General features: G+C 72.0%; 21 protein-coding genes. 6 read left to right on the top strand and 15 right to left on the bottom strand.

Features of this window, described 5'->3' with window-relative positions:
• Positions 1-119: 119 nt before the first annotated feature.
• Entirely contained in the window at positions 120-497 is a 378-nt protein-coding gene (locus ACZ7L4_RS12430; protein ID WP_472101668.1) for a mycothiol transferase, read from the bottom strand.
• On the bottom strand, positions 392-733 hold the full coding sequence (locus tag ACZ7L4_RS12435; protein ID WP_472101669.1) for a VOC family protein: 342 nt from the start codon (positions 731-733) through the stop codon (positions 392-394). The genes ACZ7L4_RS12430 and ACZ7L4_RS12435 overlap by 106 nt, the downstream gene beginning before the upstream one ends.
• Between ACZ7L4_RS12435 and ACZ7L4_RS12440 the strand changes: the two genes are divergently transcribed.
• Positions 732-1145 (top strand): four-helix bundle copper-binding protein, encoded by a 414-nt coding sequence (locus ACZ7L4_RS12440; RefSeq protein WP_472101670.1) that lies wholly within the window; start codon positions 732-734, stop codon positions 1143-1145. The genes ACZ7L4_RS12435 and ACZ7L4_RS12440 overlap by 2 nt on opposite strands.
• 279 nt (positions 1146-1424) lie before the next feature.
• Here the strand turns inward: ACZ7L4_RS12440 and ACZ7L4_RS12445 are convergent, their stop codons facing one another.
• The 4 genes from ACZ7L4_RS12445 to ACZ7L4_RS12460 all read right to left on the bottom strand — a co-directional run bounded on the left by ACZ7L4_RS12445 (position 1425) and on the right by ACZ7L4_RS12460 (position 5197).
• Positions 1425-2060: a DUF5134 domain-containing protein gene (locus ACZ7L4_RS12445; protein WP_472101671.1), complete on the bottom strand. Its 636-nt coding sequence runs from the start codon at positions 2058-2060 to the stop codon at positions 1425-1427.
• Positions 2057-3553 carry a PepSY-associated TM helix domain-containing protein gene (locus ACZ7L4_RS12450; protein WP_472101672.1) on the bottom strand — a complete coding sequence of 499 codons (1497 nt, stop codon included), beginning with the start codon at positions 3551-3553 and terminating at the stop codon, positions 2057-2059. The genes ACZ7L4_RS12445 and ACZ7L4_RS12450 overlap by 4 nt, the downstream gene beginning before the upstream one ends.
• 138 nt (positions 3554-3691) lie before the next feature.
• Positions 3692-4291, bottom strand: coding sequence for a sigma-70 family RNA polymerase sigma factor (locus ACZ7L4_RS12455; RefSeq protein ID WP_472101673.1), 600 nt, complete (start codon positions 4289-4291; stop codon positions 3692-3694).
• A gap of 174 nt (positions 4292-4465) precedes the next feature.
• A complete protein-coding gene (locus tag ACZ7L4_RS12460) occupies positions 4466-5197 on the bottom strand; it encodes a hypothetical protein (protein ID WP_472101674.1) in 732 nt (243 codons plus the stop codon).
• Between the two features lie 237 nt (positions 5198-5434).
• On the opposite strand from ACZ7L4_RS12460, the gene ACZ7L4_RS12465 reads away from it, so the two are divergent.
• On the top strand, positions 5435-5650 hold the full coding sequence (locus ACZ7L4_RS12465; protein ID WP_472101675.1) for a heavy-metal-associated domain-containing protein: 216 nt from the start codon (positions 5435-5437) through the stop codon (positions 5648-5650).
• Between the two features lie 25 nt (positions 5651-5675).
• On the opposite strand, the gene ACZ7L4_RS12470 is transcribed toward ACZ7L4_RS12465, so the two are convergent.
• The 5 genes from ACZ7L4_RS12470 to ACZ7L4_RS12490 form a co-directional block, all read right to left on the bottom strand.
• Entirely contained in the window at positions 5676-5996 is a 321-nt protein-coding gene (locus ACZ7L4_RS12470; protein ID WP_472101676.1) for a hypothetical protein, read from the bottom strand.
• 194 nt (positions 5997-6190) lie between these two features.
• Positions 6191-6742 (bottom strand): copper chaperone PCu(A)C, encoded by a 552-nt coding sequence (locus ACZ7L4_RS12475; protein WP_472101677.1) that lies wholly within the window; start codon positions 6740-6742, stop codon positions 6191-6193.
• Positions 6739-9021 carry a heavy metal translocating P-type ATPase gene (locus ACZ7L4_RS12480; RefSeq protein ID WP_472101678.1) on the bottom strand — a complete coding sequence of 761 codons (2283 nt, stop codon included), beginning with the start codon at positions 9019-9021 and terminating at the stop codon, positions 6739-6741. The genes ACZ7L4_RS12475 and ACZ7L4_RS12480 overlap by 4 nt, the downstream gene beginning before the upstream one ends.
• On the bottom strand, positions 9021-9278 hold the full coding sequence (locus tag ACZ7L4_RS12485; RefSeq protein WP_472101679.1) for a hypothetical protein: 258 nt from the start codon (positions 9276-9278) through the stop codon (positions 9021-9023). Before ACZ7L4_RS12485 ends, ACZ7L4_RS12480 begins: the two co-directional genes overlap by 1 nt.
• Positions 9279-9538: 260 nt before the next feature.
• Positions 9539-10189: a superoxide dismutase gene (locus ACZ7L4_RS12490; RefSeq protein WP_472101680.1), complete on the bottom strand. Its 651-nt coding sequence runs from the start codon at positions 10187-10189 to the stop codon at positions 9539-9541.
• Positions 10190-10349: 160 nt separating this feature from the next.
• On the opposite strand from ACZ7L4_RS12490, the gene ACZ7L4_RS12495 reads away from it, so the two are divergent.
• From ACZ7L4_RS12495 to ACZ7L4_RS12505, 3 genes are all read left to right on the top strand, one after another.
• Positions 10350-10799, top strand: coding sequence for a Fur family transcriptional regulator (locus ACZ7L4_RS12495; RefSeq protein WP_472101681.1), 450 nt, complete (start codon positions 10350-10352; stop codon positions 10797-10799).
• A gap of 134 nt (positions 10800-10933) precedes the next feature.
• Positions 10934-11995 (top strand): tRNA (adenosine(37)-N6)-threonylcarbamoyltransferase complex transferase subunit TsaD, encoded by a 1062-nt coding sequence (gene tsaD, locus ACZ7L4_RS12500; RefSeq protein WP_472102030.1) that lies wholly within the window; start codon positions 10934-10936, stop codon positions 11993-11995.
• On the top strand, positions 11995-12567 hold the full coding sequence (locus ACZ7L4_RS12505; protein ID WP_472101682.1) for a GNAT family N-acetyltransferase: 573 nt from the start codon (positions 11995-11997) through the stop codon (positions 12565-12567). The genes tsaD and ACZ7L4_RS12505 overlap by 1 nt, the downstream gene beginning before the upstream one ends.
• 15 nt (positions 12568-12582) lie before the next feature.
• On the opposite strand, the gene ACZ7L4_RS12510 is transcribed toward ACZ7L4_RS12505, so the two are convergent.
• Positions 12583-13365: a class I SAM-dependent methyltransferase gene (locus ACZ7L4_RS12510; protein ID WP_472101683.1), complete on the bottom strand. Its 783-nt coding sequence runs from the start codon at positions 13363-13365 to the stop codon at positions 12583-12585.
• Positions 13366-13534: 169 nt separating this feature from the next.
• Between ACZ7L4_RS12510 and ACZ7L4_RS12515 the strand changes: the two genes are divergently transcribed.
• Entirely contained in the window at positions 13535-14704 is a 1170-nt protein-coding gene (locus ACZ7L4_RS12515; protein WP_472101684.1) for an RNA-guided endonuclease InsQ/TnpB family protein, read from the top strand.
• A gap of 42 nt (positions 14705-14746) precedes the next feature.
• On the opposite strand, the gene ACZ7L4_RS12520 is transcribed toward ACZ7L4_RS12515, so the two are convergent.
• Genes ACZ7L4_RS12520 through ACZ7L4_RS12530 form a run of 3 tightly spaced genes read right to left on the bottom strand, consistent with a single transcriptional unit; the run spans position 14747 to position 18125 of the window.
• Positions 14747-16348 (bottom strand): ABC transporter ATP-binding protein, encoded by a 1602-nt coding sequence (locus ACZ7L4_RS12520; protein WP_472101685.1) that lies wholly within the window; start codon positions 16346-16348, stop codon positions 14747-14749.
• Positions 16336-17184 (bottom strand): ABC transporter permease, encoded by an 849-nt coding sequence (locus ACZ7L4_RS12525; protein WP_472101686.1) that lies wholly within the window; start codon positions 17182-17184, stop codon positions 16336-16338. The genes ACZ7L4_RS12520 and ACZ7L4_RS12525 overlap by 13 nt, the downstream gene beginning before the upstream one ends.
• On the bottom strand, positions 17181-18125 hold the full coding sequence (locus ACZ7L4_RS12530; RefSeq protein WP_472101687.1) for an ABC transporter permease: 945 nt from the start codon (positions 18123-18125) through the stop codon (positions 17181-17183). Before ACZ7L4_RS12530 ends, ACZ7L4_RS12525 begins: the two co-directional genes overlap by 4 nt.

The raw sequence follows: 18125 nt of genomic DNA on the forward strand, positions 1-18125 counted from the left end.
CGATCCGTCCCGGGGCCCAGGCCGTGCGCTGAGCGTGGCGGGCGAGGTCGGAGTAGTGATGCATCCGGGGTCGCCTCCTCCGCGCGGTCGTCATGGATCAGATCAGCAGTCACCGTAAGCTAGTTGCTGACGAAGCGGAGATCAAGAGGTGGGCTCGGTGCACTGCGGGGCTCGGAAAGCCGGGGCTGCAGGTCAGGCTGCGTATCGGTACTCATTGATGACATTGCCGAGGATGCGGGTGCGTAGGAGACGTCACCCAGGGACTTGATGACGGCCTCCTCGCCGGCGACCACTGCGCGGAACCAGAACCGCTCGACGTCGAAGGCGTGATGCTGGACGAGTCCGAGGCAGTTCCATGCTGAGGGCAGAACGGGTTCGCCCAGGGTTTCCGTCAGATGTGACCGCCGGGATCGCGGAAGCTGGCGGTCCGTACACCCCAGGGCCGGTCCATGGGACCGTCGAGCAAGGTGACGCCCCGGGCAGCCAGTTTCTCGCACATCGCGCCCACATCATCCACGGGCAGAGTGAGTTGGAGGCGGGAGCCGGCGCCAGCCCTACTACCGCTGGCTGTGGGGACTGGTAGGGCCCTTCGCGGCGTACGGTGCATCTGATGCGTGCCCCGGATCCCGGGGCCTCGGGCGGCGGTGGCGCACGCCTTCCCGCGTCGTCCGTCCGGTACTAGCGTCGACTCCGCACAGGCAGCCCACCATCCCGACCGACTTGGGGACACCATGCTCCAGACCCGGGAACTCTTCGCCAGCGTCAGCACCGCAAGCCCTCTCAGCAGCGAGGTGCTGGCCGAGGCCGTCGACGTGCTCGCCCAGTGCGAGCAGGCGGCCGCCGCCTGCGCGGCGGGCATGCTCACCGAGAAGGACGCCGACGAACTGCGGCCCGCCATCAGCCAGGACCTGGACTGCGCCGACGTCGCGGCGGCGACCCGCCGCATCCTGACCCGCGGCAGCAGCCACGACCCGGAACTGCTCACCGCGCAGGTCGAGGCGTGCCGCGTCGCCTGCGAGCGCAGTCGCGATCTGTGCGGCCGGCACGCCGAGCACCATGAGCACTGCCGGATCTGCGCACGGACGGCCGGTCGCGCCGCCGAGGTCTGCCAGGACGTGCTGCGCGCAGTCCGGACCCGCGGCTGAAACCCGGGTCCGCATCTGGGTGGTGCTCCCCGTGCTGGGACGCGGGCAGCGGTTCTACCTGGGCCGGCCGCCGCGGGAGCGCGTGCGTACGGGTAAGACCCGCGGTCGCCCGCCCCGGCACGCCTGCCCCGAGGCCCGCGACGCCAGGCCTGGTCCCGTCGCGTTGCTGCTCGCCGCGGTCGGGCCGCCGGCCGTGTTCGCGACCTTCGCGGAGCTTGCTTCACCGGCCGTGGTCGGCAGGGTGAAGCCGAGGGGCGGTGCCGGGTTTCCGTTCCGACGTCACAGGAGAAGGACGAACATCACCGCCATCCCCACGGCCATGGCCCCGTGGCAGGCGGGTTCGTACGCCGCACTCGGTGCGGGCGCGGAGGCGATCCGGGCCTGGTCGACAGCCTGGGCCAGCCAGCGCAGTCCGAGGGTGATGAGAGCGACGGCCAGAAGACCGGCCGTCCACTGATCGACTGCGCGGGAGAGGGTCATGGTGCTGGTGGCGCCGGTGCCGGACATGTCCATTCCGGGCATGTCGTGGCCTGCGCCTCCCGAACCGGCCGCCATCACGGGACCGTCCATCACAGCCGCCATCCAGGCCATGGCCGCCATCATCACGACGTGCGGCAACGCCGCAAGCAGCGCGCCGGTGCGGGAACCCGTGAATGAAGAGGGGGACAGCGTCGCCCCGGCGAACGCGAACCACAGCGCGGCGGCCGAGAAGACGACGACCTGGGGGCCGGCCGGGAGTTCCATCCCCCAGGGCCAGGCCATCGCGACCATGGCGATCCCCATCACGGCGTGCAGGGCGTGTCCCACCCGGATGGTCACTGTGCGGCCCGGCGTTGCCGTCAGCCACAGGGCGTACAGGGCGGGAAGAGCGAAGAGTGCGGTGAGGACCCACCTCAGACCGGGCGCGTTGATCACGCGGTCACCTCCGTACGCGCAGGGCGCCGCCGGCGCCGCGCACCGAGCATCACATCGATGACGAGGAACGCCAGCAGGGGCAGGCCGAACAGCGGTAGGTAGTAGCCGATGACGGCCGTGAGCAGCATGGCGGGGGCGAGGAACCAGCCCGGCAGCCGCCGCCAGGCCCCTCGCGCCGGCGCCCGGCCCAGCGCGAAACCTTCGGCGCGGGTGGGCCTGCGCAGCCACCACATGCGGTAGCTCCAGAGGACCATGCCGATGAGGGCGATGGCGAGCAGGGCGAGGACGATCTGGTTGGCGAGCCCGAACAGGAGACCCATGTGGGCGTCGATGCCCCAGTTGGTCAGCTTGGCGAGCAAGGGGTAGTCGGACCAGTTCGCACGGTCGGTGATCTTGCCGGTGGCAGGGGTGACGGCCACGCTGTCGTGGCGTTCGGGCCAGCTGCGGGTGTTCTCCGCCACCACGTAGGTGGCCTGGTCCTTCGTCGGCGGCGTCACGTTGAGCACTCCGCGCAGCCCGGCCGCGTGCGCGGAGGCCACGACCGCGTCGATCCCGACGTCCTTCGCGCGCGCCGTGCCGGCGTCGGGCCGCTTCTCGTCGCTGTGGCCGGGCAGCGTCGTGGACACCGCAGGCGTCGGTCCCGCCAGCGCGGATTGGATCTTGCCGATGCTTGCTCCGGCGTGCACGGACCAGGTCATGCCGGTCGCCGACAGGCCCAGGAGGCCGACGGAGGCCCACACACCGGCCGTGGCGTGCCAGGACAAGGTGCGGCGACGCCCCCTGGGGCCGCCCCGGGGGACGAACACGCGGCGCATCCGCTGCCGTGAGCGCGGGGCCGTCAGCCAAAGCGCGAGCCCGCCGAGGACCTCCACCCACAGCCAACTGGCCGCGATCTCGCTGTAGTTGCGGCCGAACTCGCCGAGGTTCAGATGGCGGTGCAGCCCATCCACCCAGGCGCGGACCGGCAGCCACCAGCCGGCGAACGTCCTCTCCTGGCCGAGGACTTCACTGGTGTAGGGGTTCACGAATGCGGTCTGCGTGTAATTGTCGGGCAGCCCGGGCCTGTCGAAGACGACGCGGGTGCTGTCCGTGCGGCCGGGGGCGGGCGTCACGGAGGACACGGTGCCCTCGGGGACCGCCGTGCGGGCGGCCGCCACCTGGGCGGACAGCGGTTCGGTCGCGCCGTGCGGGGTGACGGTGAGCTCGTGACGGTAGACGACGGCCTCGATCTGCGGCGTCGCGGTGTACAGGAGCCCTGTCACCGCGGCGACGAGCAGAAACGGGCCGACCACGATGCCCGCGTAGAAGTGCAGCCTGAGCAGCAACGGTCGTAGGCCGCTCCAGGAGACGGGGGGTGTGCCGCCTCCGGAAGGTGTGCCGGGCCCGGTGGCTCGTTCGTCATCGGCGTGCGCTTCGCCGGTCTCCGGATCGTTCAGGTCGGAGGTCGCTGTGGATATGTCTGCCGCAGCGTGCGCTGTGTGGCTCTCGGCCATAACGGGCCTTTCTGGTACGGGGAACGTCGCCCACCGCTGTCGGCGGTCCGCAGGATTGGTCGGTCGCGGAGGCGGACGAGTTCCCACCGGCTTCGTGACGGGTCGTCACGAAGCCGGAGCAGGCGTCAGGGGGGAGGTTCAGGCCGCGACGAGCGCGGACGCGTCGTCCGGTACCGCCGCGGCGTCGCTCAGGCACTGGGCGAGGGATGCGCGGGCCCGGGACACGCGCGAGCGCACCGTGCCGACGGGGCAGCCGGTCAGGACCGCCACCTCCGCGTAGGTCAGCCCGAGCAGCTGGGTGAGCACGAACGCCTCGCGGCGGTCCGGCGGCAGTGCCTCGATCAGCTCCTTCACGGCGAGGCCCTCGTCGAAGCCGGGCAGTCCCTTTGGCTGGCTGCGCTCGGCGGCGCCCTGCCAGTCGTCGGTGTCGGCGAGGCGCGGCCGCACCGCGGCGCGGCGCAGGCTGTCGGCCACAACGCGTCGCGCGATGCTCAGCAGCCAGGTGCGCGCCGAGGAGCGGCCCTCGAACCGGTGCAGGCTCGACAGGGCGCGCAGGAAGGTGTCCTGCGTGAGGTCGTCGGCCGCTTGCGCGTCCTGGGCCAGGTAGGTCACGAACCGGCGTACGTCGAGCTGAAGGGCGCGTACGAAGCGTTCAGTTGCGGCACGGTCGCCGCGTGCCGCGGCGAGCGCCATGGTGGTGACCGTCTCGTCGGTCACCACGGGCAGGGCGGAAGTCATCGCCCGAGGTCCTTTCTCGGATCCCGAACAGCGCACACATGCGATGCCGGCGGCGGACAGGGCCGCGCGGCTCACGGGCGCGTACGGGAAAGCGGGAAGTGGCCGTGCCGCGGATGCGCGGACACGGGGGTGCGCCCGGACGGCCGTCGGCCGCAGGGCGTGTGGCACCGGCTGTCATGCGACAGCGGGCGCCCCCGGAGGGCCTCGGGTGGCGAGGGCGTGGACGAGCAGCCGGGACCGCAGGCGCGGCACGGCGGCGATGGTGCGCCGGATCGGTGAGGGGACGTCGCCGACCGGACAGAGCGTCAGGATCAGGTGCAGTGGCACGAAGGCCCGGTCGGCCACCGCCCGCACCACGCGGAACGCGGCGCGTTCACCCTGGGCCAGCCATGCGCCGCACAGCAGAGCGGCCAGCACGTGCGCGGCCAGCATCCCCCACGAGGTCGTGCCCGACATGCCCGCCATGTGGTGCATCCCGGGCATGTCGTGGGACATCGTGCCGCCGCCGTGGGACGCCGGTGCCTGCATGCGGTGGACGAGACCGGTGCGCACCGCCAAGTCGTAGGCGTGCGCGGCCTCCTGGGGGGACGGATTCCCGCACAGCAGCAGGCGGGCCCACTGCTGCGGGGCGGCCGCGGCGGCGCCGGGCGCCGGGGACGGCGCGGTGAGCGACTGGGTGAGCGTGAAGGCCACGTGCAGGCAGGCCTGCACGGCCAGCGTCAGCGCGATCACCGTTCGCCGGCGGCGCTCGCCGGCCGCGAAGAGCCAGCCGGTCAGCCCTGTCCCGGCAGCGGCCAGGGCAAGCACCGGCCACGGAAGCGGCTTACCCGACATCAGCACGTGGCCCACGGCCGCGAGCACGACGCACACGGCCGCGAACATCGCGGCGCGCAAAGCGCGAGACACCCGGCTGACTGGCACGGGCACATCTTGGCACCGCCCGCACGCACCACGGAGGGGCGGGGTCGTCTCCGCTGAACATCGCGGCAGCTGCGTCACCCGTCCGTGTGACGCCTGGCACACAGAGGAACTCTCCCGCGCCCGCGACCGACTCCTGGAGAACACGGGCCCGGCTGAACGACGGGCTCGTTTCGCACGTATCCCAAGACGCACGCACGTCGTCCTACCCCCAGGAGCAGCGCCATGGACCGAATCGACTACCGCGTCACCGGCATGAGCTGCGGCCACTGCGCGAGCGTCATCACGCAAGAGGTGTCCGCCGTCCCCGGTGTCGGCGCCGTGGATGTGGCTCTGGAGAGCCACACGGTCCGAGTCGGGGGAGCCGGCCTGGACGACGCCGTGCTGCGGGCCGCGATCGAGGAGGCCGGCTACCAGGTTGCCGAGACCGCCGACGCCTGAGCGTCCGGCCGCGCGCCGGATCCATTCAACGGCGTGCGTGCCACGGGCCCGGCGCAGGCTCGCGTCGGCCGGTGGAAGTGGCGCGGCGGACGCAGAAGTGCAGCAGCAGGCTGGTGGTCGCCCCGGCGGCGGCGCCGGCCCATGCTCCGGGCGCGGCATGAATGGAGAATCCCAGCCAGCCGTACGCCCCTATGAGCATGGCCGCGGTGAGGGCGGGCAGCGACCACGTGTGCACGCTGTCCCGCACCCGTTGCCGGCGAGCGGGCGCACCGCTCGCCGGGTCCTCCCAGGGCCACATCTCGGAAGGCGTACGAGCATGCGTCCGCATGGCCTGCTCCTCGCTCATGAACCGGAGGGTCGGCATCAACCGGCCCGCGGATGCCGGGGCTTGACCCGGCGCCGAAGCCGTCAGTGGCTGGTCTTCCCGTACGCGGAGGAAGCCATGCGGGGCGCGGGCTCGTGCCGCGGCGGGGGAGTGGTCTGTGCCCCGGTGTCCTGATCATCGACTCCCGGGGGAACCGGCCGGCCGGTTCCCCCGGGCTATCTGTCACTCCGGCTCGGATTCGTGCGGGGCCGGACGACCTCCGCACGCACCCGCACGGTGCCGCTGTGTGCGAAGCGCAGGTCGAACGGGATCCGGTCGCCCGACCGCCACCCCTGGCCGGCTAGCACGGTCACGTCGCTCGACATCGGCGTCATGTCCAGGGTGCCGCGGGCTGGTATGCGCAGCCGGGCGGCGACGTCGCGGTAGGCCGCGCCGTCCTCTGTCATCCGGTGGCGGCTCAGCGCGATCCCGCCCGGCACGGCGGGTGAGGTGACCCCGGTCAACTCGTCGGCCGCGCCGCCCTTGTTGGTGATCCGGAAGAACGCCGCCGTTGCCGGGGTGTCTCCCGGCGGCTGGAAGACGCGGGCCCCGGTGACCGAGAGGTCGGGAGGTGTACCGGCCCGGCCGAAGGACGTCCAGGCGGTCAGCCCGCCCAGGGCCGGCACGCACGCGACGACTGGCGCGGCAGCGGCGAGCACTGTCTGCTTCAGCCGCTGCCCGCGGCCGGTGACGATGGGCGGCGCGGTGTCGGGGGGAGAGGTCGTCACCAGTTGCTCCTCGCCCGTTGCCGGGAATCGCGCGGACGGGCCGGGGCCGGTGCGGGCTGCCAGGTCCGCAGGCGCAGGCTGTTGAGGACCACGAGGACCGAGCTGACCGACATGGCCGCGGCGGCCAGCATCGGATTGAGCAGGCCGACCATGGCCAGCGGCACGGTCACGACGTTGTAGCCGAACGCCCACACCAGGTTGGCTCGGATGGTGGCGAGCGTCGTACGGGACAGGCGTACCGCGTCGGCCAGCGCCTCGATCTCACCGCGCACCAGCGTCACGTCGGCGGCACCGATCGCCACGTCCGTACCCGCCCCCATGGCGATCCCCAGATCGGCGGAGGCCAGGGCCGCCGCGTCGTTCACGCCGTCACCGACGACCGCCACCCGGTGCCCCTCCGCGCGCAGTGCCGCCACCAGCGCGGCCTTGTCCTCGGGAGAACAGGCGGCGTGCACGGTGTCGATGCCCAGTTGGGCGGCGACCGCCCGCGCGGGCGCCTCCCGGTCGCCGGTGGCGAGGACCGGGTGTACGCCCAGGCGCCGCAGCCGGTCCACGGCACGGTAGCTGCCGGACCGCACCACGTCTCCGACGGCGATCAGCGCCACCACCTGCCCGTCGACCCGTACGTGCACGGCGGTGTGCGCGGCGTCCTCGGCAGCACGCAGCGCACCCTCCAGCGATGCCGGCAGGTCCTGGTCGACGGCGCTCACCTCGACGAACCGGCCCTCCACCCGGCCCCGGACACCGATCCCCGGCACCGCGGTGAAGTCCTCGACGGGAGGCAGGACCTCGTCCCCGAGCGCGCGAACGGCATGCACGGTGATCGCACGGCCCAGCGGATGCTCGGACGCGTCCTCGACCGCCGCGGCAAGACGCAGCACCTCGCCTTCCGTCATCCTGCCCGCGGCCACGGAGACGGCGCCGACGCTCATGTGCCCGGACGTCAGCGTGCCGGTCTTGTCCAGCACGACGGTGTCGATGTGGTGCAGCCCTTCCAGCGCCTGTGGCCCGGTCACGAGCACCCCGAGCTGGGCGCCCCTGCCGGTCGCGGCCATCAGCGCCGTCGGCGTGGCGAGTCCCAGCGCGCACGGGCACGCCACCACGAGCACCGCCACACACGCGGTGACGGCCGCCTGTGCCTCGGCCCCCGCGCCCAGCCAGAAGCCCAGCGTGGTCGCGGCAAGCGCCAGGATCACCGGCACGAACGCCCCGGCCACCGAATCCGCGAGCCGCTGCGCGCGTGCCTTTCCGGCCTGCGCCTCGGTCACCATGCGTGTGATGCGCGCCAGTTGGGTGTCCGCGCCGACCGAGGTGGCCCGCACGACGAGCAACCCACCCGCGTTGACGGCGCCGCCGACGACCGCGTCTCCGGGCCCCGCCTCCACCGGTTTGCTCTCGCCCGTCACGAGGGCCTGGTCAAGAGCGGAATTCCCCTCCACTACCAGGCCGTCCGTGGCGACGCGCTCGCCCGGACGTACCAGGAAGGCGTCCCCGACGGCGAGTTGCTCGACGGGCACCAGACGCTCGCTGCGGCCTGCTCGCACCGCGACGTCCTTGACGCCGAGGCGGGCAAGGGAGCGCAGCGCGGCCCCCGTACCGCGCCGCGCCTGCGCCTCGAGGAACCGCCCCGTCAGCACGAACAGCGGCACACCCACCGCCGCCTCCAGGTACAGATGCGCGATCCCGTCCGCGGCGGAGGGCACCAGCGTGAACGGCATGCGCATCCCCGCCCGCCCCGCCCCGCCGAAGAACAGTGCGTACACGGACCAGGAGAAGGATGCCACCACCCCGAGCGAGACCAGGGAGTCCATCGTCGCCGCGCCGTGCCGTGCACCGCGCACGGCACGCGCATGGAATGGCCAGGCACCCCACAGTGCGACCGGTGCGGCCAGCAAGAAACACAGCCACTGCCAGTTACGGAACTGCAGGGCCGGCACCATCGACCACACGATCACCGGGAGCGACAACAGCGCCACGATGACCAGCCGTTGTCGCTCGGCACGATCAGGGGCCGACTCCTCATCCCGCGCGATCGCCTGCCGCTCTGGCGTGGGCAACCGGGCTGAGTATCCCGCCTGCTCCACGGCGCCGACCAATTCCTGCGGACTGATGCCGGAGGGATGGCTGACCCGTGCGATGCCCGTCGCGAGGTTCACGTTCGCCGCGACGCCGGCCAGCTTCGCGAGTTTCTTCTCCACCCGCCGCACGCATGCGGCGCACGTCATTCCGCCGACCGCGATGTCGGTCACCGTCAGGGACGGCGCAGATCCGGTCCCCATCAGTTGCCGCTCCCGTGCCCCATGTCCATCTCGTCCGTGTCGCCGGTGTGGGAGCCACCGCCGGCGCCGTGACCGGAGTCCGTCCCGTGCATGCCCGGGGCCACGGGGCCCGCCGCGTGTCCGACCGCGTACGACAGGCCGAACAACACCGCGAGCAGCAGAACGAAACCGAACAGGGCGGGCGGCGGGCGCCACCGGGGCGCCCGGCGATCAGAGGGCGATACGAGGGCGGGTCCGCCGCCGGAGGCTTCACTCACTGCTTCTCCTGGTAGTGCCGCCACCGTTCCCCCGCGTCGGGACAGGTCCTGGGACGCACGGTGTCTGCCACTAGTCGGATACGGATCCCGTGGCGTTCCCGGCTCAAAGTGTGGTGCGCGTCACGCAGTGCGCCGTTCGGGCACGGCTGCGGAACGGCGAAGGGCTCCTGCGGACGCGCGGTCCGCAGGAGCCCTTGTCGTGCCTGCCGGTGAAGGGTGAGAAGACGATCACGAGCAGGACATCGCGGTCCCCCGACGGGTCAGGGGGTGAGGAGCAGGCTGTTCGTGCGCTCCTTGGCGGCGGCGTAACGCTTGGCCACGTCCTGCCAGTTGACGACGGCCCACATGGCCTCGATGAAGTCGACCTTCTGGTTCTTGTACTGCAGGTAGAACGCGTGCTCCCAGGCGTCGAAGACGAGGATCGGGGTCGAGCCCTGACCGACGTTGCCCTGGTGGTCGTAGACCTGCTCGACGATGAGGCGGCCGCTGAGCGGCTCGTAGGCGAGGACGCCCCAGCCCGAACCCTGTGTGGTGGCGGCGGCCTTGGTGAGCTGGGCCTTGAAGCCGGCGAAGGAACCGAAGTATTCGGTGATCGCGTCGGCGAGCTCACCCACGCCGTCGGCGGCGGTCGGCTCGCCACCCCCACCGTCCTTGGGGCTGTTCATGTTGTGCCAGTAGATGCTGTGCAGGATGTGGCCGGAGAGGTGGAAGGCCAGGTTCTTCTCCAGGCCGTTGATGGAGCCCCACGACTCCTTGTCGCGCGCCTCGGCGAGCTGCTCCAGGGTGTCGTTCGCACCCTTCACGTACGCCGCATGGTGCTTGTCGTGGTGCAGCTCGATGATCTGCGGGTTGATCACCGGCTCGAGCGCCGCGTAGTCGTACGGAAGCTCCGGCAGCGTGTAGATCGCCAATTCCAACACCCTCTGACGTATTGCTTATTGCGATTGATGTGCAGCTGCACGCTAACAGCAAGAAAGATACGGTGCGATCGGGCGCTGGACCTAGGTCCGGCGATGTGCGCCCGGACGGAGCGGGCGCGGCGCCTGAAGTCGGTCGCAGGTATGGGGGTGCGTGATCAGCTGTTCGCCGGATGACGCGGGAGGTGGGGCGGGAGCGGTGTCCTCGGCGCTGCTGCGCGGCCGTGGCCTGCGCGCCACCTCGAACCGGCGTTGGATCCTGCGCCTGCTGGCGGAGACGGAGCGTCATCTGTCCGCGGTGGAGGTCTACGAAGCGCTCTGCCGCGCGGGGGAGCGGGTCGACCAGGCGACCGTCTACCGGACGCTGGAGGTACTGGTCGGGGTCGGTCTGGCGCACGAGGTCGACGGTCCCGGTCCCAAGCGCTACGGAGCGGGGGCCGATGCCCATCATCACGCGGTCTGTCGGCGGTGCGGGGCGGTGAAGGACGTGCCCCTTGGCGGGCTGGTCGAGGCGGCCCGTCATATCGAGGAACTGACCGGGCTGCGCCCGGACGCCGATGGGGCGCTGCTCGTCCACGGCCTGTGCGCGACCTGCGCGGACTGAGACCCGAGGTGGGGCCCGCCGGTGGGACGCCGTCCCTGCTGCGGGCAGGCAGGGGCGATCTGCCCCCACGGCCTTATTGCACATATATTGCAAGTACTGAACGTGTGCAGAAGGAGGCCGTGGTGAGCGGACCGGTGGTGCTGGGGATCGAGTCGTCGTGCGACGAGACCGGTGCGGGCATCGTGCAGGACGGAAAACTGCTGGCCCACGTGGTGGCGTCGAGCATGGACGAGCACGCGCGCTACGGCGGCGTGGTGCCCGAGATCGCTTCTCGGGCCCACCTCCAGGCATTTACGCCGGTCGTGCGAGAGGCCCTGACCCAGGCCGGGCTCACGCTCGGCCAACTCGACGCGGTGGCCGTCACCACCGGTCCGGGCCTCTCGGGCGCGCTGCAGGTCGGCCTGGCCGGAGCGAAGAGCCTCGCCTACGCGGCAGGAGTTCCGCTGTACGGGGTGCATCACCTGGCCGGGCATGTCGCTGCCGACACCCTGGAGCACGGGCCACTGCCCGAGCCGTGCGTGATCCTGATCGTCTCCGGCGGCCACACCTCCCTGCTCCTGGTCCGCGACCTGGTGCGCGAGCCGATCCTGCACCTGGGCGACACCCTCGACGACGCGGCCGGCGAGTGCTTCGACAAGGTCGCCCGCATCCTCGGCCTGCCCTACCCGGGCGGCCCCGCCATCGACCGTGCGGCCACGACGGGGGACTCAGGAGCCGTCGCGTTCCCCCGCCCGCTGACCAAGGCGGGTGACGACCCGTACGCGTTCTCCTTCTCCGGCCTGAAGACGGCGGCTGCCCGGTGGGTGGAGCAGCACCGGCTGCGTGGCGCGGAGCCGTCGGTCGCCGACGGCGCGGCCGCGCTCCAGGAGGCCGTCGCCGACGTCCTCACGCGCAAGGCACTGCGGGCCTGCCGCGATCACGACGTGCGGACACTCGTCGTGGTCGGGGGAGTGGCGGCGAACTCCCGTGTGCGGGCGCTCGCCGAGGAGCGCTGCCGGGCCGCGGGCATCGAGCTGCGGGTGCCGCCGATGACGCTGTGCACCGACAACGGCGCGATGATTGCCGCGGTCGGCGACCTCCTGGTCCGCTCCGGCGCCGAACCCGCTCCATTGAACGTCTCGATCGACCCGTCGGCACCCCTGGAGTTTGCGTCCCTGACACCGCTGCCGACGACGATCAGTACACAGGCCGCGTGATGTCGGCCCGGGTGCAACTCGTCGGCGGGGAGGAGTTGTTGACGTACGGCGTCGGTGTACGGGCGGTGTACGCCGACGCCTTCGGTGCGCCGCCCTGGACGGAGGGACCCGAGCAGGCCGACGCCTATGTGCACCGGCTGGCGCGCGACGTGGCCCGGCCGGGATTCGTCGCGGCGCTCGCGCTTGCGGGCCGGTCGGTGCTCGGCTGGGCGACGGCCTGGACCACGCCCAGTCCCTTCCCCGCCGAGCGCTGCTATCCGCAGATAGCGGCCGCGCTGGGCGAGCGGCACACCCGGGAGTGGCTGTGCGGCGCCCGGGAGGTCGACGAACTGGCCGTCGTCACCCGCGCCCGCGGCGACGGCCTGGGCGAACGGCTGCTGCTCGCGGTGACGGAGGACCGCGCGGACGGCCGGTGCTGGCTGCTCACCTCGGCCCGCGCCACCGGCACCCTCCGCTTCTACAAACGGGCCGGCTGGGTCGCGGCCACCCACCCCGCTCCCTCGGGGGCGAGCCACGCGGCACTCCTCGGGCCAAAACACCCCTCCCGCACCCTTGTCTCGCGGCCTCTTTGAACCGCCCGTCCCTGATCAGCGCAGCGCGGCCACCAGCGCGTCGCTGGCCGAGCACCACACCTGGCGCGCCTCGCCGAAGCCCTCGCCGCGCAGCGTGTCGAGATGCCAGCGCGTTGTGGTCGGCCGGTCGCTCGGCGGGCCGTCGGTGCGCGGCCGGCGGGGGTCACCGAGCCGGGCGAAGCGCTCCGTCGCCGGGTCGGCGAGGTGCGGATCGTCGGCCACCTCGCGCCACCATGCGGCCCAGTCCTGCGCGCCGTCCTGGAGCCGCTCGGCCTGCCGCTGGGTGTGCAGGGTGTGCAGGGCCGCGTTGAGGCGGGGCGCGGACTCGTCGCGCATGTGGTCGGCGTTGAGGAAGACGCCGCCCTCCCGCAGGACGCGTGCCAGCGTGCCGTACAGCCGCCGCAGCGGTTCGGTGTCGAGCCAGTGCAGCGCGGTGGCCGTGACCACGGCGTCGTACGAGGTGTGGGGCAGGCGCTCGGTCCAGTCGGGGTCGGTGAGGTCGGCCTCGACGAAGGTGACGCGTGCGTCCCCGGCGAAGTGGCCGCGGGCGATGGTCAGCAGGACCGGGTCGATGTCGAGGCAGGTGCTCTCGGCGTCGGGCAGGCGCCGCAGCAGCCGGTCGGTGATGCTGCCGGTGCCGCAGGCCAGGTCGAGGACGCGCGGGGCACGGCCCGCGACCGCCTCGACGGTGTCGAGCATGACACGGAAGCGCTCCTCGCGGTCGGGCATGTACCACTCTTGCTGGCGGTCCCAACTGGTCTGCCAGTGCTGCCAGGTGGCGTCGGTCGTTGCAGTCATCGTGTCTCCTTCATGGATACCCTGGCCTTCAGGCCGGGGAGGAAATGAAGCTCCCGCGTAGCGGGCAGCGAGTGGAGTTTCGCCGCCAAGGCGAAAGGCGGGGCTCTAGGCTGCACATGTGGCCCTTCGCGGAAACGGTGGCTAGTTCGTGAAACATGGTTGAGGACCCGTGAAGCGGGCGTTCAAGTACCGCTTCTATCCGACAGATGCGCAGGCAGCCGAGCTGTCGCGCACCTTCGGATGCGTGCGGAAGGTCTACAACCTGGCGCTCGCTGCCCGCACCGAAGCGTGGACGCGACAGGAGCGGGTCAACTACAACCAGACGTCGGCGATGCTGACTGGCTGGAAGAGGACCGAAGAACTCGCCTACCTGAACGACGTGTCGTCGGTACCGCTCCAGCAGACGCTCAGGCACCTGCAGACCGCGTTCGGTAACTTTTTCACCAAGCGGGCGAAGTACCCGCGCTTCAAGTCCCGGAAGAAGTCCCGGAAGTCCGCCGAATACACGACCAGCGGCTTCCGCTTCCGTGCCGGGAGGCTGACTCTCGCGAAGATGCGTGCCCCCCTCGACATCGTGTGGTCGCGCCCCCTGCCTGTGGGTGCGGAACCGTCCACGGTGACCGTGTCGCAGGACGCGGCGGGCCGCTGGTTCGTGTCGATGCTCGTCGAGGACTTGTCCGTGAAGCCGCTTCCCGCCGTGGATACGGCAGTCGGTATCGATGCCGGGCTGACCCACCTGCTCACCCTGTCCACCGGGGAGAAGGTGGCGAACCCCCGACATGAGCACAAGGACCGGACCCGTCTGGCGAAGGCGCAGCGCAACCTCGCAAAGAAGGCCAAGGGCAACGGAGCGAACCGGGCCAAGGCCCGCCGCAAGGTCGCCAAGGTGTACGCCCGGATCTCCGATCGCAGGCGCGACAGTCTGCACAAGCTGACGACTCGTCTCGTGCGCGAAAACCAAACGCTCGTTGTCGAGGATCTGACCGTGCGCACCATGGTCAAGAACCACTCCCTCGCCCGCGCCATCTCCGATGCGAGCTGGCGCGAGTTCCGGGGCCTGCTGGAGGACAAGGCCTCCTGGTACGGACGGGAAGTCGTGGTCGTGGACCGCTTCTTCCCCTCGTCCAAGCTGTGCTCCGCCTGCGGCACCCTCCAGGGGAAGATGCCGCTGAGCGTCCGCGAGTGGACGTGTGACTGCGGCACGACCCATGACCGGGACGTGAACGCAGCGAAGAACCTTCTGGCCGCCGGGCTGGCGGTGTCTGTCTGTGGAGCTGGTGTAAGACCTCAACGGAGAACTCCGGGCGGGCGGGCGGCAATGAAGCAGAAAAGCCTGTAGCGCGAGCTATGGAAATCCCCTCCCTTCAGGGAGGGGAGGAAGTCAAGGGTGTGCTTGTTCCTTTCGGTGGACGTCCGGCGGCGGGCCGGTGGGCCGGCCCAGGTGCTGTGAGCGCAGCAGGAGCCGCGTCGTCTCGGACTGCGGGTCGGCGAGCACGGTGGGCAGATCTCCGCTCTCCACCACGGCGCCCGCGTCCAGGACCACCACGTCGTCGGCCACCTCCTCGACGAGCCGCAGGTCGTGGCTGATCCACAGCACCGCCGTACGGCTCTCGCGGCGCAGCCGTGCGATCTCCGCCGTCACCAGCGCGGTGCTGACGGAGTCCAGGGCCGTGGTGATCTCGTCGCAGATCAGCACGTCGGGCTCGGCGAGCAACGCCCGGGACAGGGCGGCTCGTTGCAGCTCGCCGCCCGACAGCGCAGCGGCGTGCCGGGTGGCGTGTTCGGACGTCAGCCCGAGCCGCTCCCAGATCTGCCGTGCGCGGTCGGTTGCTTCGCGGCGGGTGACACCGTGCAGGCGTTCGGCGGTGCGGGCCACCTGGTCGAGGACGGAGCGGCGCTCGTCGAAGGAGTCGCGCACCTCCTGCCAGACGTACTGCACGGCGCGCACCTGGGGCGGTGTGCGATGCCGCAGCACGGGCAGCGGCCGACCGTGCAGGGAGAGTTCACCGGCGTACCGTTCGTGCAGACCGGCGAGGCAGCGCGCCAGCACGGTCTTTCCGCTGCCCGACGGGCCGACGACCGCGGTGCAGCCGCCCTCCGGGACGCCGACCGACACGTTGTGGAGTACGTCCCCGCGCCGGCCGGCGCGCAGCCAGGCGGTCAGCCCGCCCGCGTGCAGGGCTGTCGGCTCGCCGGCGCCGGAGGCGGACCGCTGCACGGGCACGGCGGGCTCCGGCGCGGCGGCGGCGGGCGGCGTCGGCAGGACCTCGGCGGTCGGGCCGGCCGACGACACCCGGCCCTGGTCGAGGACGACGGTCCGTGCGGCCACCGCGCGGACGAGCGCGTGGTCGTGGCTGAGCAGCAGGACCGCGAACCCGTCGGAGGCGAGCCGGCCCAACTCCTGGGCGAGCCGCAGCCGTGCCACCGTGTCCAGGCCGGTGCTCGGTTCGTCGAGCACCAGGGCGCGCGGGCCGCAGGCGAGTACCTGGGCCAGGGCCACCCGTTGGCGCTGTCCGCCGGAGAACTGGTGCGGGAAGCGGCGCAGGGTCGCGCGCTCGTCGGGCAGGCCGGCGAGACGCAGTGCGTCGGCCGCATGGGCGGCCGCGACGGATCTGTCGCCGTGTTCGCTGCGGTGGAGCCGGGCCAGCTCGGTCAGGACGGAGCCGATCCGGCGTGCCGGGTTGAGGGCGTTCGCCGGATGCTGCGGCATGTAGGCGATCAGCCGGCCGCGGGCGGCGGAGGCGAGGCGGGTGGGGCCTCCCTCGGCGACCATGGGCGTGCCCGCGACGTCCACGGAGCCTGACAGTCGCACGCCGTCGGCCGCTTCACCGAGCAGGGCCAGTGCGGCCGTGGTCTTGCCGCTGCCCGAGGGGCCGACCAGCGCGGTCACCTCACCGGGAGCGACGGTCAGGTCCACGTCGTCGAGGAGGACAGCTGTCCCGGCGTGCGCGCTGAGCCCGTGCACCTGGATCACCGGTTCCATGCGAGCACCTTCCGGACGGCCGGGGCGTGGCGCCGCTCGCTGTGCGGCAGCAGTCCGTCGGCCATCAGATTCGCGCCGACGGTGAACATGACGAGCAGCAGGGCGGGCGCGCAGACCGCCCAGGGCTGCACGAACAGCGCCTCCCGGCTCGCGGCGATCACCACGCCCCAGTCCGGCGAGGTCGGATCGAGGCCCAGGCCGAGGAAGTTGGCCGCGGCCACGGTGAACACCGCGGTCCCGACCCGGGTGCCGGCGTCCGCCGCGGCCACGGGAAGCACGGCGCGCCCGACATGCCCGAACAGGATCCGGGCCGCCGACTCGCCCTGCAGGCGCATCGCCTCCGCGACGGGGCTGCTCGCGGCGTCCAGCGCGGACGCCCGCAACAGCCGCGCCACGGCCGGGACGTTGAGCACCGCGACCGCCAGCGCGACCGCGACGGGCTGACCGCGCCAGCCGACCCCGACGACGCTGATGACCAGCAGCGAGGGCAGCGGCAGCAACAGCTCCACGGGACGCATCAGCAGATCGTCGAGCCACCGGCTGCGGGCGGACGCGGCCGCGAGGCCGAGCAGCCCACCGAGGACGACGGCCAGCGCCACCGCCGCGCACGCCACGCCGAGCGCACTCGCGCCACCGCGCAGGACCAGCGTCAGGACGTCGCGGCCCAGTTGGTCCGTGCCGAGCGGGTGGCCGTCGCCGGTGCTGTAGGGCGCACCGTCGGCCGGAATGTCGGCGCTGGTGACCAAGGGCCCGATCAGGGCGGCGGCGCACGGCGGAAGCAGCAGCAGGCCGCCGCCGGCCGCGCGTGCGTACCGCCTGGTCCACGGCTTGTTCATCGCAGCACCTCCGCACGCGGAGCCAGCCGCTGACCGACCAGGTCGGCCCCGAGATTGAGGAGACACGCCACCGCCGCCAGGGCCAGGGTGAGCCCCTGGACGGTGGGCACGTCACGGTTTTGCACGGCCTCGATCAGAGCCGTGGCGGTGCCGGGGATGGCGAAGACGGCCTCCACGATCAGGACGCCGCCCAGCAACTGGTCCCCGGTGCGGGCCAGTTCCTGCACGCCGGGCACGGCCGCGTTCGGCAGGATGTGCCGCCAGACCAGCCGCACGGGCGGCACACCGAGACGGCGGGCCTGCACCGTGTACCCGGCCTGCACCGCGGTGAGCGTGCCGGCGCGCACCTGCCGGGACAGGGAACACACCGTACGAGCCAGTAGCACTGCCACCGGGAGCACGAACAGCTCCGGACGCTGCCACCATCCGTCGTCGGCGCCCACCCAGGTGGAGGGGAACCAGCCGAGGCGCAGCGAGAAGAACGCCACCAGGAGCAGCGCGAGCACGAAGTCCGGTATGGACGTCAGTGTCAGCGTCACTGCCGAGACCACCCGGTCGGTGCGGCTGTGCGCCCGCAGCCCGGTCAGCAGGCCGATGGCCACGGCCAGCGGGACCAGGATCACGAGCGTGACGGCCGCGAGGGCCATCGTCGCCTGGAGTGAGGGGACCAGTACGTCGCGCACGGCTTGGCCCCCGACAAGGGAGGTCCCGAGGTCGCCGGTCAGCAGTCCGTGGGCCCAGTCGGCGAAGCGCTCGGCGATCGGCCTGTCAAGACCCATCTGCCGGCGCAGGTCGGCGACCTGGCCCAGGCTCGTCTGCTCGTTGAACTCGGCGGTCGCCGCGTCCCCCGGCAGCAGGTTGGTGAGCAGGAAGACGATCACGCTGAGCGCGGCCAGTTGGACGACGGTCCACGCGCCGCGGCGCACGGCGTAGCGCAGCAC

It is taken from the genome of Streptomyces sp. NPDC107575, from assembly GCF_055657265.1.

What these genes read in the sequence shown, in the direction of transcription:
- ACZ7L4_RS12440 (WP_472101670.1), top strand. Translation starts at nt 732, where the DNA reads ATGCTCCAGACCCGGGAACTCTTCGCCAGCGTCAGCACCGCAAGCCCT.
- ACZ7L4_RS12435 (WP_472101669.1), bottom strand. Translation starts at nt 733, where the DNA reads ATGGTGTCCCCAAGTCGGTCGGGATGGTGGGCTGCCTGTGCGGAGTCG.
- ACZ7L4_RS12450 (WP_472101672.1), bottom strand. Translation starts at nt 3,553, where the DNA reads ATGGCCGAGAGCCACACAGCGCACGCTGCGGCAGACATATCCACAGCG.
- ACZ7L4_RS12455 (WP_472101673.1), bottom strand. Translation starts at nt 4,291, where the DNA reads ATGACTTCCGCCCTGCCCGTGGTGACCGACGAGACGGTCACCACCATG.
- ACZ7L4_RS12465 (WP_472101675.1), top strand. Translation starts at nt 5,435, where the DNA reads ATGGACCGAATCGACTACCGCGTCACCGGCATGAGCTGCGGCCACTGC.
- ACZ7L4_RS12470 (WP_472101676.1), bottom strand. Translation starts at nt 5,996, where the DNA reads ATGAGCGAGGAGCAGGCCATGCGGACGCATGCTCGTACGCCTTCCGAG.
- ACZ7L4_RS12480 (WP_472101678.1), bottom strand. Translation starts at nt 9,021, where the DNA reads ATGGGGACCGGATCTGCGCCGTCCCTGACGGTGACCGACATCGCGGTC.
- ACZ7L4_RS12505 (WP_472101682.1), top strand. Translation starts at nt 11,995, where the DNA reads ATGTCGGCCCGGGTGCAACTCGTCGGCGGGGAGGAGTTGTTGACGTAC.
- ACZ7L4_RS12510 (WP_472101683.1), bottom strand. Translation starts at nt 13,365, where the DNA reads ATGACTGCAACGACCGACGCCACCTGGCAGCACTGGCAGACCAGTTGG.
- ACZ7L4_RS12520 (WP_472101685.1), bottom strand. Translation starts at nt 16,348, where the DNA reads ATGGAACCGGTGATCCAGGTGCACGGGCTCAGCGCGCACGCCGGGACA.
- ACZ7L4_RS12525 (WP_472101686.1), bottom strand. Translation starts at nt 17,184, where the DNA reads ATGAACAAGCCGTGGACCAGGCGGTACGCACGCGCGGCCGGCGGCGGC.